We start from the raw sequence: 16,983 nt of genomic DNA on the forward strand, positions 1-16,983 counted from the left end.
GCAAGGGCGTCCAGATCGGCTGGGTTCCACCGGGCGGCGATCAGGCGGGCGGTCAGCTCCTGGGCCAGGCCGGTCAGCCAGGCCACCCGCTGGGCCAGCACGCTCTGCGGGACGACCTGGCCGGTCTGCTCTGCGATCGCGCCATGAGCGGTGCAGGTCGCGGTGAGCTTACTCATGCAGGGCACCGGCGCCGGTCGCGGGGCGTGCCGAAGCCGGCGCGCCGTTGCGGGGATCGGGCGCCGTGACCCCGTCTGGCCCCCGTGTGGCCATCGTCGAATGACCGGCACGCCCGCACCCCCGCTCTCATCCTGCTGTCACTGTCGGTGACCGTTACATTGCCAGAGCTGGCCCTGTCGGGTAGAACATGCGAACGACATGATGCCCGGGACCCCTGCCCGCCCAGCCAGAACCGGTCGCTGCCCGTTGGGCCGTTGCGCGTGAAGGGCTCGGCGGTTTAGGACTACACCCTGACGCTGCGGCCGCTCACCGCCGAGGAGGTACGCGCGGGCGGCGTCGTCGACTCCGGCCCGGGCGCACCCGCCGGGGATGCGACCGCGACGCCGGGCCCGGCCCTCGATCAGGCGGCCTGGATGCGGACGTCTCCCGAACCGCTGCGTGCCACGATGGTGTTGGCGGCCTTGGAGTCGCTCTTGATCTCGGAGCGCTCGCTGCCGTCCGTGCTCCTCGCCGTCACCGCGTACGAGCCCTTCGGCACGGTCGCCGTGACCCTCCCATCGCTGGACTGCAGGTCGAGCCTGGCCGGCGTGCCGGTGAAGGACAGGTCGATCGCGCCGTCCGCGGTGCGGCACCGGACATTCGCCGACTTCAGGCCGTCGCCCGTGATCGGGCCCTCGCTGCGCAGCCGCAGCTTCCCCGAGGTGCCGGACACCTGGATGTGGTCCCTGCTGACCACGTCCACGTCCTGCGGGAGGTCCTTCAGGATGACGCCGTCCGCCGCGTCGATCGACAGCCGTACGCCGGGCGGGACCTTGACGTGGTAGCGGGCGCCGCAGTCGCCGAGGACCATGTTGCAGTCGGCGCTGAGCCGCAGGGTGCCGTCCCGCAGGGACCAGGCGGCCTTGCCCTGGTGGGCGGCCTTGCCCCGGACCCACCGTTCGACCTGGACGTTGCCGCCCGTGCCCGGGAGGACGCGGACGCCGCCCAGCGAGGAGATGATCTTCAAGTCGGTCCCCGACAAGGGGAACGACTGGGTGGCGTGCACCTCTTCGGCGTCCAGGTCCAGGCCGCCGCAACCGGCGGTGGTCAGTGCCACCGCCGTCGCGCATGCTGCTAATGCCGTGATTCGCCTCATGTGGTCGATGGTGGCCGAGCGCCGCCCGCCGGCCATCGACCATCCGACCGACCGCCATCGACCATTCGGCCATCTCGCCCCCGGCCGCCCTCACCCGCCCGGGTCGGCGGCGGGTGTGGCGGACGCGGGCGCCCGCCACGGGGCTTGAGGACCGCGGGGGCGAGATCGGTGGCCGGGCGGCGAAAGGGGTTGTGACCGGCGTGGCCCCTTACAGCGCCGCCAGCAGTGCCGTGACGTGGCGCAGCGGGTCCTCCTGGGCGAGCGGCCGGACCGCCACCGTGTCGGCCCCCGCCGCCCACAGGCTCTTGACCATGGCCGCCGCCTCCTCCGCGGTCCCGGCCGCCATCGCCACGTCCTCCGGGGCGACGCCCAGCCACGCGGCCTGCCCCTCCACCATGGCGCGGGTGAACCCGGCCGCGTCGTCACCGATGTGGAGGTAGGTGAAGACCACCAGCTCGTGGTCCTCGTCCCCGGCCCCGATCTGCTCCCGTATCCCGGGCAGCTGCGCGGGCCCGACGCCCTCGGGAAGGATCGTCCCCTGCGCCACGCGCCCCGACAGCGCCAGCGACCGAGGCCCCTTCACCCCGGCCAGCACGGGCGGCGCCTCGGCGGGCGGGTGCACCAGCGACACCCCGTCCAGGTGGACCGACCTGCCGTGCAGGGTGACGGTCTCGCCGCGGAGCAACGCGCGTACGGACGTGATCGTCTCCTCCAACAGCGCCAGCGGCGACCGCGGGGCCGCGCCCACCTGGCGCATCCAGTCGCCTGCGCCGTGCCCGATCCCCGCCGCCAGCCGTCCGGGATGCACGCGGGCCAGGTTGGCCAGCTCCATGGCCAGGAGCATCGGGTTGCGCAGGGGAGCGGGGGCGATGCCGAGGCCGACGCGCAGGCGGGAGGTCGCGGCGAGGGCGGTGGCAGACGAGGAGATGCCGCCGGTCCAGCCGAGGTCCTCCACCACCCACAGGTCGTCCACGGACGTCTCGTCCAGCGCCTTGGCGAACGGGATCAGCTGCTCGGGAGGAAGGTCCCGGTCGAACATCACGCCAAGTCTCACGATTTCCTCCAGTAGTAGCGGAAAACCCGGCCGACCTCCGAGTATCCAGCACGGAGGAAGGCGTTCGCGGTAGGGGTGTTGGCGACGTCGGTGGCCGCGACGATGCGCTGCAGGCCGGCCTCGGCCAGTGTTGTGGTGCCCCTGGCCAGGAGGTCGTCGACGTAGCCGCGGCCGCGGTGCTCGGGCACGACGCCGATGTAGGCGATGGAGTGGTCGTCGGGCGCCACCAGGCCGACGGGGGAGTCGTCGGCGTATCCGATGACGAACCAGTCGGGCTTGGCCCTGCGGCTCATCAGGTCGTCGTACATCCAGCGGGCCTCCCGCTCGGCGCCCGACGTGGCGACCTCGACGCGGGTGTCGTGGTCGAGCGAGCCCTCGGAGATGCGTACGAGGAGGTCGAGCACCTCGGCGCGGGGCATGCGGCGCGCCGGGCGGTAGGTGAGCCTCCCGGGGTCGGGAGGCATGTCGGTGCCCGCCACCCATTCGAGCGACAGCCGCTCGACCTCCATGGCGAAGCCGGCCCGGGTCAGGGCCTCGTGCTCGACGGCGCGATCGACGACAGGGGTGAGGCCGGGTTTGAGCGGGATGTCACAGATGATCTTTACCAGACCCATCGCCTGCAGGCTGCGGCGCAGCAGGTCCGCGGCGGCGACGGGATCGGGCCCCGGGTCGAACTGCCAGACGATCATCGGCTCCGAGTCGGGAAAGGGCGCCCAGTACGCCAGGCGCGCCTGACCCTCCGCGAAGCACCACTCGGGCCGCGTCCTTCCTTCGTCGAAGGCGGCCGCGAGCTGAGAGCGCGCCGGCTCGGGGAACTGGTCGAACAACGTGAAAGCCTCCACAGTGTGCAGGGGCTCTCCGCCAGGTCATGGGGAGGTGTGCCCGCGATGAACATGACCATGTTCTCGCACACCTCAAACGTTTAACCGCGCTCCCAGGACTTAAGCCGCGTTCCCCAACGCGTCGCGGGCCTCACCGAGCGACGTGGTCGTCTCGAAATGCCGATCCAGGTTGGTGATGGTCAGCAGGTGACGGATCATGCCGGGGGCCAGCACGAGGATCATGCGGCCGCGCATGCGCTGCACATTGTTGAGCGTGGCCACCAGCACGCCCAGCCCCACGGAGTCGCAGAACGGGACCTCGGTCAGGTCGACGACCAGGTGGGGCGGGTCGGCGCCTGCGATCGCCTGCTCGAACTCGGCTCGCAGCCGAGGCGCGCCCGCAACGTCGAGATCACCTACGACGTGCAGAACCGTACAGGGGTCCTCCCGCCAAGACCTGACCACCATGGGGCTCACCTGCCCGAAAGGCCGATAGTTATACCTATTTCTTACATATGTTCTGCATTGCCGTTTTGGTCGTAGGTGTAACACTCGGTTTGGCGGTTGGGGTGGTTGTCGGCTTCTGTTTCTGGATTTTCGGCTGGTCGCTGCCGACTATCACTTCGATGCCCTCGACGTCGGCCTTTTTCAGCTCGGCCCCGGGAATGGCGGTCGCCACCACGCGCGCCGCCTGCTCCTGGCCCTCGGCGTACCGGACGACGGTCTTCGTGTAGTCCTTCTTGGTCGTGTTTCCGGGATCGTCGGGGACCTTGAAGCCGTACGCGACCAGGGCCGCCTTCGTACGGGCGCCGAGCCCGGTGATGAGCGTGCCGTTCTTGACCGTGAGCGAGATGCCGCCGGGCGCGATGGCTGACGGCTTGCTCGACGGGGTCGACGGGGCCGCGGTGGGCGTGGCGCTGGTGAGGTCCTGGTCCGCGTTGATCTTGGCGAACATGTCCTTGGCGGCCTGTTTGTCCCACAGCACCGCCGACTCGCCCGTGGGCGCCTTGAAATCGACGTTGGCGAGCGGCACCTCGGCGAACTTCACGTCCTCCAGCGAGACGTCCCTCAGCTGGGTGGCCAGGCCCAGCAGTCCGTCGTCGGGGTCGACCTTGACCGTGCTGAGCGTCGAGTTGACGAACGAGGCCAGCTTGCCCGGGTTGGCCAGCGTGTCGGCGCTCAGCGCCCGGTTGAGCAGCGCCGAGATGACCTGCTGCTGCCGGTCGATGCGGTCGAGGTCGGACCGGGCGGTGGCCCGCGTGCGGGCGTAGCCGAGCGCCTGCACGCCGTCGAGCTGGTGGGTGCCCGCAGCCAGGTTGAGCCCCGTCTTGGGGTCGTTGATCGGCACCGGCGTGCACACCGTGACACCGCCGAGGGAGTCGACCACGTCGATGAAGCCCAGGATGTTGACCTCGATGTAGCGGTTGATCTGCAGCCCGGTGGCGGCCTCGACGGTCTGCTTGGTGAGCTTGGGGCCGCCGAACTGGTAGGCCGAGTTGATCTTGTGGTCGCCCTTGCCCGGGATCGTCGTCCAGGTGTCGCGCGGCAGGCTCACCACGGTGATCCGGCGGTGGTCCTCCGACAGGTGGATCACCATCATGGTGTCGGTGCGCTGGCCCGCCTCGCGGCCGAGCTTGAGCCGGTTTTGCTGCTGGCGGGTGAGGTCGTCGCGTTTGTCCACGCCGACCAGCAGGATGTTCTCCGGGCCGCGCGCCGAGGGCGCGGTCACGCCGGCGTCCACGGTGCCGATCTGGCGCGGCGTCGCCCACACCACCCCGGTGGTGACGAGCACGCAGGTGGAGAGGAAACCGGCGATGATCACGTTGCGGCGGCGCGCCTTGGCGCTCCGCTTGAACGGCTTGCGGGTGCGGCCGGGCGCGAGCCTGACGCCACCGTAGGCGTCTCCGCCCACGAGCACTCCGGCGTCCTCCTCGCCCGCGTCACGCATGCCCTCCCCCTCGTTCGCCCGGAGGTTTCCCGACTCCCCTGCCGGTACAGTAGCGTGAGCCCCGCCATGAAGCAGTTCCCCGACTCGCCGCACGCGCCCGCGGAGACGCGTGCCTGGCCCCCCATCTCCGTCATCATGCCGGTCCTCAACGAGGAGCGGCACCTGCGCGAGGCCGTCGACCAGGTCCTCGCCCAGCACTACCCCGGTGAGATCGAGGTCGTGCTCGCCGTCGGCCCCTCACAGGACCGGACCCAGGAGGTCGCCGACGCCATCGCGGCGGCCGACCCCCGGGTGACCGTGGTGCCCAACCCGACCGGCCGCACCCCCAACGCGCTCAACGCCGCGATCGCCGCCTCCCGCAACGGCATCGTCGCCAGGGTGGACGGCCATGCCATGTTGCCCCCCGACTACCTGCGCATCGCGGTCGAGACGCTGGCGCAGACCGGCGCCGACAACGTCGGCGGCATCATGGCGGCCGAGGGCGTCACGCCGTTCGAACAGGCCGTCGCCTGCGCGATGACCTCCAAGATCGGCGTGGGCGCCGCCGCCTTCCACGTGGGCGGCACCGCCGGCCCCGCCGACACCGTCTACCTCGGCGTCTTCCGCCGCTCGGCGCTCGACCGGGTGGGCGGCTACGACGAGCACTTCCAGCGCGCCCAAGACTGGGAGATGAACCACCGCATCCGCCAGAGCGGCGGCCTGGTCTGGTTCCAGCCGCGCATGCGGGTCTCCTACCGGCCGCGGCCCAACGTCAAGGCGCTGGCCAAGCAATACTTCCACTACGGCCGCTGGCGGCGGGTGGTCGCGCGCACCCACGAGGGCACGATCAACCTGCGCTACCTCGCACCGCCGGCGGCGGTGCTGGCCATGCTGCTGGGTCTGGTCGTCTCGCCGTTCTTCCCGCTCGGCCTGATCGTCCCCGGCGGCTACGCGCTCGCCATCGTGGCGGGCTCGGTGCTGACCGGCGGCGGGCTGCCCATGGCGGCGCGGCTGCGGCTGCCCATCGTGTACGCCACCATGCACTGCTCCTGGGGCTGGGGCTTCCTCACGAGTCCGAAGAAGCTGGCCCGGCCGCCGAAGTCAGCACCCGCTCCACCGCCGCGTTGAAGCGGGTCATCGCGTCCGGATACTCCGGGCCGAACAGGTAGCTCCTGAGCTTGATCCTGGCCCGGGCCAGCGTGTCCTCCCCGTCGAGGAAGTCCGCGAGCCCGGCCAGGTCCTCGCCGAGCAGCACGCCCGCCTCGGCGCTCGGATAGCGCTCGTGGAAGGCGCGCTCGGGCAGGCCGGCCACGTTGGTCACCGCGTACGGCTTCTCGCTGGCGAGGAAGTCGGCCACGACGCTGGAGATGTCGCTGATGAGCAGGTCGCACTCGTTGAAGCAGTCGTAGAGGTGCGGCTCGGGGCCGGTGACGATCAGATGCGTGATGCGCGGCCGCGTCCCGGAGGCCCGCGACGGGTGCCTGTCCTTCGACTTGGCCAGCTCGGCCGCCTCGATCATGGCCACGATCTTCCGGTGCGCGCGGAGGGCGCTCTTGTCGCGGCAGCCCGTGAGCGGGTGCGGTTTGTAGATCACGCGGAGCGGGGGCTCGTGGTCGAGCAGCGCCCGCACGATGCGCGGGCCCATGGTGATCAGCGAGGTGTGGAACAGGTCGTCGTTCCAGCCCTCCCAGGTGGGGGCGTACAGGACGGTCCGGTACGGCAGCCCGGGGCCCTCCGTCGAGATGCCCTCCAGCTGCGGCCGGCCCACCTCGTGGATGTTCTCGTCCCGCACGCCCACCTTGGCCCGCCGGTAGCGGTCCCTCCCGGCGGGGCCGGCCACCCACACCTCGTCGTACACCCGGGAGAACGGGTTGAACGACGCCTCCTTGTCGCTGTCGCCGTGGTTGAGGAAGGCGCTGCGCAGGGTCGGGATGCGCAGCATGTGGACGTTCCTGCCGACGTTGGAGACGTACAGGCAGAGCTTGGCGCTGAACAGGGCGCGGAAGCTCATCAGGTCGGCCGAGGACGGGATGCACACCATCGGCAGCGTGGAGGGCTCCAGGTGGGCGGCCATGCCGCGCTCGCGCAGCACGACGATGGCCCGCCGGTCGATCCGCTCCAGCACGGGCAGCCACATCCTGGCCTGGTACGCGGCCGCGGTGGCGCCGGAGAAGTACAGGATGACCTCCGGGTCGTAGGCCCTGACCTGCTCGCTCACGACCTGGAGCACGCGAGCCTTGTCGGTGAGAGGCAGGGCCCGGCGCACGTACGGGATGAGCGCCAATGCCCCGGCGGCGCCCAGCACCAGCGCCAGGGCCGCGCCGGCGGCGGCCGCCACGGCGCCGGCCGCGGGCGGCACCGCACCGCCCGCCGCCGCGGCCGCGCCCGCCCCGGCGCCCAGCACGGGCAGGGCGTCCAGGTAGAGGAAGCGCACGCTCCGGGCGTCGCGCAGCCAGCGCGGTGGCAACTTCGGGATGCGCAGCGCCGACACGTCCAGGTTGCGAGTGGTGACCGGCATGCTGCCGAGCATCTGCCTGAGCCGCATGGCCAGGCCTGTGTGCGCGGCCCGCACCATGTGGAGGCCGAACCCGCCGGCGGCCACCGCCACGAACCACGCCGAGTCCGGCCCCGCCGTCCGCGCCACCAGCAGCAGCGCCGCCGTCTGGCGGGCCGCGAAGCGCAGGGTGATCCCCAGGTGCACCTTGCCGAGCAGGTCGAGCAGCCGCCTGGCGACCCGTGGCGCGGCGTACTCGGCGGCGTAGGAGACCGCGGCCACCGCCGCGAACGCCAGTGGCGCCGGCCAGAGGGCCGACGCCAGCAGTACGGGGTAGGAGCCGAGCAGCAGGACGATCACGATGAGTTTCCTCATGTGATCGCACGGTAACAAGCGCCGGGTCAAGCGCCGTCCACGTGACCGTCTACCACCTGCCCGGAAAGATCGGAGATGAGGACGTCCAGCGAGGTCTGCGCGTCCGCGCGGGGAGACGTGGTGGTATTCACGCAGTTCACCCTTATGCCGTCGGTCGCCCATTCGCGGGCCAGCGTCCGGGCCAGCGCGGCGACCGCGGCCCTGGCCGAGGCCTCCGGCGCGCCCTCGCCGGACGGGGCGTGCAGGAGCAGGCTCATGCGCAGGTGCGGACGGGCGGCCCGGGCCACGTTGAGCGCCCCCAGGTAGTGCACGGCCATGGCCTCGTCGGTCGGTGTGGCCATGGCCGCCGTGTGCACCACGTGGTCGATGTCGCCCATCCCGGCCAGCGCCTTCGCCACGGAGTCGGCCTCCTCCACGCGTACGCCGTCGCCCCGGGTGAACGTGCGCACCCGGGCGCCGTACGCGGCGGCCAGCCCGGCCACCTCATGATCGCCGAAGACCACCACGCTCCTGCCCGCCAGCCTGCTCCGGTCGCCCGCGGGCGCCTCGGTGCGCAACTGGAAGAGCAGCTCGGCGATGTGCAGGTCGGCGGGGTGGGTGATCTTGATGTTGTGCTCGCTCCCCGTCACCAGGTGGATCGGCACGTCGGGCAGGTAGCGCAGCACCACGCCGCAGTCGTCGGTGGCCGGTCGGCTGCCGAAGCCGGGGTCGGCCAGCGCCCGCTCGTACGCCTCCCTGATCACCGACAGCTTGAAGCACTGCGGCGTCTGGCTGCGCCGCAGCCGGGACCGGTCGAGCACCTCGCCGATGACCTCTCCGTCCGGCACCGGCTCGGCCACCAGGACGGTGTCGGAGCTCGGGATCGCCACGTTGACGGCCTGATGCGTGCGCAGGGCGTCGACGCACTCGGCGATGATCCGGCGATCCACGAGGGGGCGTACGGCGTCGTGCAACAGCACGTCGCACTCTTCGGTCCCCAGGGCCTGCAACGCCCGCCAGGTGCTCTCGGTGCGGCTCGCGCCACCCTCCACGACCTTGCTGACCTTGCGGTAGCCGCCCCTGGCCACGATCTCGCGTGCCCGGTCGGTGTATCCCGGCGTGATCAGCACCACGATCTCGTCGATCTCCGGCGCGCCCTCGAACACGGCCAGCGAATGCTCGAGGATGCTCCTCCCCGCGACCTCCACGAATTGCTTGGGAGTGGCCAACCCCACCCTCTGCCCGACACCGGCCGCGAGAAGCACGCCAATCGACCGTGAACTCATACCGGCAGCGTACCGATGAGAGATCTGCTAAATGGACTGCCGCTACTGGCCTGACCAGTCTCGACAGTGGGGCGGCAGTCTGATGAGCAGGTTTCTTATCGGGGGTCCCACATCCGTGATATCGCGTTGACCGGTCGCTACGCTGAGGCTACGCACCCCCAAGTCCACGCACTCCCGCCCGACCGGTAGGAGACCTGCGCTTTGCCCGACTCGTCGACGATCCGCGAGAGCACGGCCACCTCGGTCGTGCTGCTCGCCACGACCCCGGCCGGCAGGCTCTCCTGCGGCGACGGCACGCTGCTCGACCGGCTCGGCGACCAGCTCGCCACGCTGCCCGTGCGCGAGGTCCAGCTGCTGACCCCCGGCGGCGGGCTCGGGGCCGACCTCAGGGGCGTCGCGAAGCTCGCCAGGACCGCCACGGGCGCCGTCGCCGTCATCCCCGGTGACCTCGTGGCCCACCGCGAGGCGCTCGCGGTGCTGCTGGAGCACCCGGCGCACGACACCGGGGCGCTGGTCTCCCACGACGCGACCGCGGGCCCCCTCCGGCCGCCGGTGCGCGTCGAGGGCGGCAGGGTCGTCACCGCGGGCAGCTCGTTCCACATCGTCCCCGAGGCGAACGCCACGTTCCGGGGCGTGCTCCAGGCCGGCGAGCGCGACCTGGCCGCCCTCGCCGACGTGGCCGAGGAGCTGGCCGAGCTGGCCGACACCGGCAAGCTTGGGCCGGTCACCCCGGTCGAGGCCGTCGACCTCCTGCTGGTCGGGCTGGTCAGGACCGGCGTGGCGGTGCGGGCCGCCGCGATCGGGCCGCTGCACGCCGATCGCGTGGCCGGCCAGAACGCCGCGGACGCGGCCGTCGCCGCCCTGGCCGGCGTGGACGAGGCCCGGGTCAGGCTCGACACCTCGGTGAAGGAGGACGACGGCTTCTTCGCCACCTACTTCGTCTCCACCTGGTCCCGCTACCTGATCAAGCCCGCCGTCAAACTCAAGGTCACTCCCAACACCGTCACCGGCGTCTCGTTCGGCCTGGCCCTGCTGGCGGCCGTCTGGTTCTCCGCGGGCACCCAGAGCGGGCGCCTGGCCGGGGCGCTGCTGCTCTACCTGTCGTTCGCGCTCGACTGCCTCGACGGCCAGCTCGCCCGCTACACTCGCACGTTCTCCTCGCTCGGCGCCTGGGCGGACGGCATGTCCGACCGGTTCAAGGAGCTCATCGTCTACATCGGCCTGGCCTTCGGCTCGGCCGACCCCGCCATCTGGCACCTCGCCGCGGCCGCGATGATCGTGCTGGTCGTCCGGCACGCCATCCAGTACTCCTACGCAGGCGCCGCCGCGGACGCCGCCAGGGTCGGCGCGGCGTGGGCCCGGCCACCCCGATCCCTGCAGGAGTCGGCCGACACCAGGTCCGCGACGGGCGTGCTGAAGCTCGCCCAGCGCCTGGAGCGCCAGGCGGTCGTACGCTGGCTGAAGAAGATCGTCGTCCTGCCCATCGGCGAGCGGACCGCGTTGATCGCCGTCACCGCCGCCGTCTGGGACGCCCGGGCGACGTTCCTGGCCCTGCTCTGCTGGGGCGGCGTGGCGGCCGTCTACCAGCTCGCCGGACGGATGGCGAGGTCGGCACGATGAGCCCGGTTCACATGACCCCCGTGCCCAACAGCACGGTCGTGGCCTACCGCGACGACGGCCCGCTCTCGCGCGCCATGGGCCTGCTCGTGGCCGGGCAACTGCCGCCGCTGCCGCCGGTGCTCGCCGGCACGTTCGTCACCGGCGTGCTGCTGCTGCTCGGGGTGGCCGGCACGGACGGGCTGGCGGTGTTCGCGCCGGCCGTGACGCTGCTGCTGGCCGGGCCCGGCAGCACCCATCCGCACGACGGCAGGGTCGACTGGCTCGTCCCGCCCATCCTGCGGGTGATCGAATACACCTTCGTCGCGGCGTGCGGGTTCGCGCACCAGCTCAACCCGGTGCTGATCTTCCTGTTGCTCGGGGCGCTGGCGTTCCACCATTATGATCTTGTTTATCGGCTGCGGCAGCGCGTCTATCCGCCGTCGTGGCTGGCCACGCTGGGGCTCGGCTGGGACGGGCGGATGATGGCGGTCTCGCTGGTCGCCCTCATGGGGCCGATGACCGCCGGCTACGCCCTGCTCGCGGTCTATCTGTGGGCGTTGTTCGGCTGGGAGAGCCTGACAAGCTGGCTGGCTGCGCCCCGATCCGGGGTGGAAGCAGCCGATATGGGAACGCAAGACTAACGCCGGATTACCCGCGGAGGGCCCAAAGGGAACTAACCTTTGGCCCACACGTAGTCATGCTCGACTGAGGAGTGCACGTTGCTGGGAATGGTGCTGGCCGCTGGGGCCGGACGACGCCTGCGGCCGTACACCGACACGCTGCCCAAGGCGCTCGTGCCGGTCGACGGCGAAACCACGATCATGGACATCTCGCTGCGCAATCTGGCCGAGGTGGACCTCCGGGAGATCGTGGTCGTCGTCGGGTACGCGGCCCAGGCCGTGCACGATCGCAAGGCCGCCTTCGAGAAGAAATACGGCGTCCAGCTCACCCTGGTTCACAACGACAAGGCCGAGGAGTGGAACAACGCCTACTCCCTGTGGTGCGCCCGCGACTACTTCTCCCAGGGCGCGCTGCTGGTCAACGGCGACACCGTGCACCCGGTCTCGGTCGAGAAGACGCTCCTGTCCGCCCCCGAGACGAGCGACATCCTCCTCGCCGTCGACAACGTCAAAAAGCTCGCCGACGAGGAGATGAAGGTCACACTCTCGCCCGACGGCTCGCTGCGGCGCATCACCAAGCTGATGGATCCGGCCGAGGCCTACGGCGAGTACATCGGCGCCACCCTCATCAGGCCCGGCGCCGCCGAGCGGCTGGCCGACGCGCTGAGGGCCACGTTCGAGCGGGACCCGCAGCTCTACTACGAGGACGGCTACCAGGAGATGGTCGAGCGCGGCGAGACGATCCACGCCGCGCCCATCGGCGAGGTCGACTGGGTCGAGGTGGACAACCACGACGACCTGGCCAAGGCCCGCACCATAGCCGTTCGCTACTGAGGGGGCGGGCATGCCGCTTCTCGCGAGGATGCTGCCGGCGCCGCTGACCATGCAGGTCAGGCGCGGCGCCGTGGCCGAGCTGGGCGCTCTGCTGGCCGACAGCAGGGTGGCCACCTCCGGCAGGGTGGCCGTGGCCGTGGGCCCCGGCCAGGGAGACCACATCGAGAGCCTGATCTCGCCGCAACTGGACGAGGCCCAGATGTTCAGGGTGGCCGACGGGTCGGTCGACGCGGCCGTCTCGCTCGGCGCCGACCTGCGCAAGGCCGCCTATGAGGTCGTGATCGGCGTCGGCGGCGGCAAGACCATCGACGTCACCAAATACGCCGCCTCGCTCGCGGGCATCCCGATGGTCGCGGTCGCCACCAACCTCTCCCACGACGGCATCTGCTCGCCCACGGCCTCCCTGGTCTACGAGGGAGGCAAGGGCTCGTTCGGGGTGCCGATGCCGCTGGCCATCCTGGTCGATCTCGACTTCGTGCACAACGCGCCGGAGTCGCTGGTCAGGGCGGGTGTGGGCGACGTGGTGAGCAACCTGTCGGCCATCGAGGACTGGCAGCTCGGCAACATCGAGCGCGGCGAGCCGATCGACGGGCTGGCCTGCTCTATGGCCCGCACGGCCGCCGAGGCGCTCATCGGGCGCACCGACTCCATCGAGTCCGACGCCTTCCTGACCGTGCTGGCCGAGTCCCTGATCCTCTCCGGCATGTCGATGGTGATCGCGGGATCCTCGCGGCCCGCGAGCGGTGGAGACCATGAGATCCTTCATGCCGTGGATCAGCTCTTCCCCGGCACCTCCAACCACGGCGAGCTGGCCGGCATCGGCGCCGCCTTCTGCTTCTTCCTGAGGGAGGACGAAGCCCGGGCCAACCAGGTCGTCGACTGCCTGCGCCGGCACGAGCTGCCGGTCGTGCCCGCCGACATCGGGCTGAGCGTCGCGCAGTTCGCCGAAGCCGTCGCGCTGGCGCCCAGCACTCGTCCCGGCCGTTACACGATCCTGGAGCACCTGCGCATGCAGGACTCGGAGATCCGCGATCGGGTGGGGGACTATGTCCGGGCCTTCGGTCGCTGAGCTGCGGCGGGTCGCCCAGCCCGCCGGCCACCTCGAGCGCAGGAACGGCGAGCACTGGGCGGGCGCGCTCTACATGCGCCGGTTGTCGATCTACGTCACCTGGCTCATGACCAAGACGCCCGTCACGCCCAACCAGCTCACCTGGGTGATGACGGTGGCCGGCATCGCGGGCGGCGTCGTGCTGGCCCTGCCGGGGCTGTGGGCCGCCGTGGCCGCCGCCCTGCTCATCCAGGTCTACCTGCTGCTCGACTGCTCCGACGGCGAGCTCGCCCGCTGGACGGGCAAGACCTCGCTGGCCGGCGTCTACCTCGACCGCGTCGGCGCCTACTTCGCCGAGGCGGCGGTGCTCGTCGGGCTGGGCTGGCGGGCGTCGGCGGTGCTGCCCGACTGGCACACCGTCCTGGGCCTGGCCGCCGCGCTCGGCGCGATCCTCATCAAGGCCGAGACCGATCTCGTTGAGGTGGCCCGGGCCAAGGGCGGGCTGCCGGCCGCCACCGAGGCGTCCGGGGTGCAGTTCCGCTCCGGGCTGCTGGGGCTGGGCCGGCGGGTGCTCGCCGCCACGAGGTTCCACCGCATCGTGCAGCCGATCGAGCTGTCCATGCTCGCCCTGGCCACCGCGGTGATCGACGTGGTGAGGGGCGATCTGACGGCCACCCGGGTGCTGCTGGCGGCCTGTTTCGTCGCCGCCTGTCTACAAGTCATTCTGCATTTGGTAAGTATCCTCGCGTCGCGGCGGCTGGCGTGATCTCATGTCGGAACCGGAGTGGGCCGTCGTCCGTCGTATTGATCGGACGTCCGCCGTTCGGTGGGGGTTCACCTTCGGTTCCGATACGCTTAGCTCCACCCAACATCCCCAATGACCAGCAGACTCGGTGATCATGAAAGAATGCTCCGCTCGTGCTCTCAACGCGTCAGGACAGTGATTCGTTGAAGATCTCGTGCGTCATCCTCACCATGGGCAACCGGGTCGCGGAGCTGAACCGGGCGGTCGAGTCCGCGCTCAACCAGATCGACGGCGACGTCGAGGTGGTGATCGTGGGCAACGGGGCCGACGTGCCCGAGGTGACGGCGACGCCACCCGAGGGGTCGGCCGCGGTCGTGAAATCGATCCGGCTCGACCGCAACGCGGGCATCCCCGCAGGCCGCAACCGCGGCGTGGAGGAGTGCTCGGGCGACGTCGTGCTGTTCCTCGACGACGACGGCTGGTATGCCAACCAGAAGGTCGTCGCGCACGTCCGCGAACGCTTCGCCACCGAGCCCGACCTCGCGGTGATCTCCTTCCGGGTGATGGATCCCGACGGCGGCATCGGGCAGCGGCGCCACGTCCCCCGGCTGCGCGCGGGCGATCCGCAGCGCTCCTCGCCGGTCACGACCTTCCTCGGCGGCGCCTCCGCCGTCAGGCGCTCGGCGTTCCTCCAGGTGGGCGGCCTGCCGGAGCGGTTCTTCTACGCCCACGAGGAGACCGACCTGGCCTGGCGGCTGCTGGGCGAGGGCTACCGGATCGAATACGACGCCGAGACGGTGATGTACCACCCGCAGGTGCCGCCGACCAGGCACGCCGAGTTCTACCGGCTCAACGCCCGCAACCGCGTCTGGCTGGCCCGCCGCAACCTGCCGTGGCCGCTGGCCGTGCTCTATCTGACCAACTGGATCGTGCTCACGGTCATCAGGGAGCGCCGCTCCGGAGACGCGCTCAAGTCGTGGTTCAGCGGCTTCATCGAGGGCCTGCGCAGCCCCGCCGGCGAGCGCCGGCCGATGGCCTGGCGCACGGCCTGGCGCATGGTCAAGCTCGGCCGCCCGCCCATCGTCTGAAACCGCCGAGCCTCTACCGGGCTGCTAACGCCGGGCCCGGTCAGGTCTCGGACGCCTCGCCGAAGACCATCGCCGCCCGCGAGACCGTGGTGGTGAACATGGCCCGCTTGGGCAGCCCCAGCTCGCTCAGCTCCTTGGCGACCGGGTGGTTGCCGAGGCGGATCAGCGCGCCGCTGGGGCGCATCCTGGCGCCGCGGGCGCGCACGGACCAGGGGACGCGCCGCGTGACCCCCTCCCGGTGCGTGTAGGCGTCCATCGGCGTCATCGCCGTCGCGCCAGGCACCGGAACACCCGGTTTGACCAGCATGTCCAGCACGAGCCTGCCGTCCTTGCGGAGGATGCACCGCTTGAACGGCGAGTTCAGCCGGAGCTCGATGTCCGCCAGCTCCTTCGGGAACCCCCACAACGTCCGCCCCGCCTCCAGCGTGAACCGCTGGTCCACCGGCAGCCAGTGCACGAACACCCCCGCCTGCCGCAGCTCGCGGAGCCCCGTGGCCCCGGAGAAGCCCGGTGGTCGGATCAGGAAGGCCATCCCGAACTCGTGGTAGGTGTCGAGGTCCCCGTCGCGGTAGTCGACGAACAGCAGCATGCAAACGGCCTTGCCGGGCAGCACCTCGGCCACGTCGAGACCGGAGTACGCGATGACCGCCCGGGCGGCGTCGGCACGCACCGGGTAGAAGGCGCTGCAGATCTCGGCGTCCCTCACCCGGACGGGCATGTCCACCGTCCGGCCCTGGATCAGATGCGATGCCATGGTCCCAGTACATCAACCCCCAGGCCGTGTGACCATTCCCACCCCGGTGGCGTTTCGGCTCAACCCTAGACGGCGAGGGCGTGCGCGGCCGAGCGGCCGGCCCACGACTCGGCGAGGCGCACGAAGGCCGCCGCGTGGTCCGGCCAGTGGTGACGCAGGCGCGCCTCGGCATGGCCCAGGGCGCCCAGCCTGACCCGCCGTTCCGGGTTCTCCTTCAGGTCGAGTACGGCGTTCAGCACGGCGTCCACGTCCAGCGGCACCACCAGCCCGCAGCCGACGCCCTCCACCATCGCGGCGCCCTGCGGCGTGGTGATCACCGGCAGGCCGCGGCCCATGTAGTCCATGATCTTCGTCGGCACCCGGCGCACCGTGGCGTCCGCCAGCGACAGGCCGGCCAGCGCACCCTCGGCCATGCGCAGGGCGTGCCGGTTGGGCACGTACCCGAACCAGTCGAGCAGGCCCACCCGCTGCGCGTCCCGCAGCAGCGGGCGCACGTCCCGCTCCGCGGGCCCGATGAGGTCGAGCCGGATGCCGTGCGGCACCAGGCGCTCGGCCAGGCCGATCAGCTCGTTCACGCCGCGCTCGGCCGACAGGCGGCCGATGTGGACGACCCTGGTGTCGCCGGGAGGAGGCGGGCTGGGTGACACCAGGGTCGCCTCGGGCACCACCGCAGGCGTGATCACCTGGTGGCGGCGCTCGGCACGGGCCAGCTGCCTGGGGGTGACCTCCTCGCGCACGTCCCAGACGACCGGAGGGCGCCGGTAGGGCAGCGTGCGCAGCAGCCGGTGGTCGTGCACGATCAGCAGGTCCGCGCCCCTGAGGCCGCGTCTGAGAGCCGCGCGGGCCTTGCCGTACGTGGCCAGGCGCGGCACGTCGACCGCGGTGAGCCCCATGGCCGGAGTGACGTTGAAGTAGGTGAACGGCGCGACGTAGGTCACCTCGTGGCCCGCGTCGAGCAGCGCCCGGATCTGCCGGTGCATGATCCGGGCGTCCTCGGGGTGATGGACGGTCGTGGCGACACATGCGCGCATGTGTCGATGCTCCGCG

Annotated in this window: 16 protein-coding genes; 7 read left to right on the forward strand and 9 right to left on the reverse strand. The window is 71.2% G+C overall.

Features of this window, described 5'->3' with window-relative positions:
• Positions 1–577: 577 nt before the first annotated feature.
• The 5 genes from ID574_RS24060 to ID574_RS24080 form a co-directional block, all read right to left on the reverse strand.
• On the reverse strand, positions 578–1,312 hold the full coding sequence (locus tag ID574_RS24060) for a DUF4097 family beta strand repeat-containing protein (RefSeq protein ID WP_188191206.1): 735 nt from the start codon (positions 1,310–1,312) through the stop codon (positions 578–580).
• 208 nt (positions 1,313–1,520) lie between these two features.
• Complete coding sequence (locus ID574_RS24065; RefSeq protein ID WP_223167002.1) at positions 1,521–2,366, reverse strand: LLM class flavin-dependent oxidoreductase; 846 nt, start codon at positions 2,364–2,366, stop codon at positions 1,521–1,523.
• Complete coding sequence (locus tag ID574_RS24070; protein ID WP_223167003.1) at positions 2,363–3,208, reverse strand: GNAT family N-acetyltransferase; 846 nt, start codon at positions 3,206–3,208, stop codon at positions 2,363–2,365. Before ID574_RS24070 ends, ID574_RS24065 begins: the two co-directional genes overlap by 4 nt.
• A gap of 99 nt (positions 3,209–3,307) precedes the next feature.
• Positions 3,308–3,655 carry an STAS domain-containing protein gene (locus ID574_RS24075; RefSeq protein WP_188191207.1) on the reverse strand — a complete coding sequence of 116 codons (348 nt, stop codon included), beginning with the start codon at positions 3,653–3,655 and terminating at the stop codon, positions 3,308–3,310.
• A 34-nt stretch (positions 3,656–3,689) separates the two neighbouring features.
• Complete coding sequence (locus tag ID574_RS24080; RefSeq protein WP_188191208.1) at positions 3,690–5,135, reverse strand: LCP family protein; 1,446 nt, start codon at positions 5,133–5,135, stop codon at positions 3,690–3,692.
• A gap of 66 nt (positions 5,136–5,201) precedes the next feature.
• Between ID574_RS24080 and ID574_RS24085 the strand changes: the two genes are divergently transcribed.
• Complete coding sequence (locus ID574_RS24085) at positions 5,202–6,242, forward strand: glycosyltransferase family 2 protein (protein ID WP_188191209.1); 1,041 nt, start codon at positions 5,202–5,204, stop codon at positions 6,240–6,242.
• Here the strand turns inward: ID574_RS24085 and ID574_RS24090 are convergent.
• Positions 6,181–7,983, reverse strand: coding sequence for a CDP-glycerol glycerophosphotransferase family protein (locus ID574_RS24090; protein WP_223167004.1), 1,803 nt, complete (start codon positions 7,981–7,983; stop codon positions 6,181–6,183). The two genes, ID574_RS24085 and ID574_RS24090, sit on opposite strands and share 62 nt — an antisense overlap.
• A gap of 26 nt (positions 7,984–8,009) precedes the next feature.
• Entirely contained in the window at positions 8,010–9,248 is a 1,239-nt protein-coding gene (locus ID574_RS24095; protein ID WP_188191210.1) for a bifunctional cytidylyltransferase/SDR family oxidoreductase, read from the reverse strand.
• 201 nt (positions 9,249–9,449) lie between these two features.
• On the opposite strand from ID574_RS24095, the gene ID574_RS61700 reads away from it, so the two are divergent.
• The 6 genes from ID574_RS61700 (at position 9,450) to ID574_RS24125 (ending at position 15,182) form a co-directional block, all read left to right on the forward strand.
• Complete coding sequence (locus ID574_RS61700; RefSeq protein ID WP_188191211.1) at positions 9,450–10,868, forward strand: CDP-alcohol phosphatidyltransferase family protein; 1,419 nt, start codon at positions 9,450–9,452, stop codon at positions 10,866–10,868.
• Positions 10,865–11,488, forward strand: coding sequence for a DUF5941 domain-containing protein (locus ID574_RS61705; protein WP_188191212.1), 624 nt, complete (start codon positions 10,865–10,867; stop codon positions 11,486–11,488). The genes ID574_RS61700 and ID574_RS61705 overlap by 4 nt, the downstream gene beginning before the upstream one ends.
• A gap of 78 nt (positions 11,489–11,566) precedes the next feature.
• Positions 11,567–12,301, forward strand: coding sequence for a phosphocholine cytidylyltransferase family protein (locus ID574_RS24110; protein ID WP_188191213.1), 735 nt, complete (start codon positions 11,567–11,569; stop codon positions 12,299–12,301).
• Positions 12,302–12,329: 28 nt separating this feature from the next.
• Positions 12,330–13,370: an iron-containing alcohol dehydrogenase family protein gene (locus ID574_RS24115; RefSeq protein ID WP_188191434.1), complete on the forward strand. Its 1,041-nt coding sequence runs from the start codon at positions 12,330–12,332 to the stop codon at positions 13,368–13,370.
• Entirely contained in the window at positions 13,348–14,115 is a 768-nt protein-coding gene (locus ID574_RS24120) for a CDP-alcohol phosphatidyltransferase family protein (RefSeq protein WP_188191214.1), read from the forward strand. The genes ID574_RS24115 and ID574_RS24120 overlap by 23 nt, the downstream gene beginning before the upstream one ends.
• Before the next feature lie 182 nt (positions 14,116–14,297).
• On the forward strand, positions 14,298–15,182 hold the full coding sequence (locus ID574_RS24125; protein WP_188191215.1) for a glycosyltransferase: 885 nt from the start codon (positions 14,298–14,300) through the stop codon (positions 15,180–15,182).
• A 40-nt stretch (positions 15,183–15,222) separates the two neighbouring features.
• On the opposite strand, the gene ID574_RS24130 is transcribed toward ID574_RS24125, so the two are convergent.
• Together ID574_RS24130 and ID574_RS24135 are read right to left on the reverse strand one after the other, a co-directional pair.
• Positions 15,223–15,936 carry an acetoacetate decarboxylase family protein gene (locus ID574_RS24130; RefSeq protein ID WP_188191216.1) on the reverse strand — a complete coding sequence of 238 codons (714 nt, stop codon included), beginning with the start codon at positions 15,934–15,936 and terminating at the stop codon, positions 15,223–15,225.
• Positions 15,937–16,001: 65 nt separating this feature from the next.
• The gene (locus tag ID574_RS24135; RefSeq protein WP_188191217.1) at positions 16,002–16,967 is read right to left on the reverse strand and encodes a glycosyltransferase; all 966 of its coding nucleotides are present in this window, start codon (positions 16,965–16,967) and stop codon (positions 16,002–16,004) included.
• Positions 16,968–16,983: the final 16 nt, after the last annotated feature.

The organism is Nonomuraea sp. SYSU D8015 (genome assembly GCF_008065375.1).
GTDB lineage: Bacteria > Actinomycetota > Actinomycetes > Streptosporangiales > Streptosporangiaceae > Nonomuraea.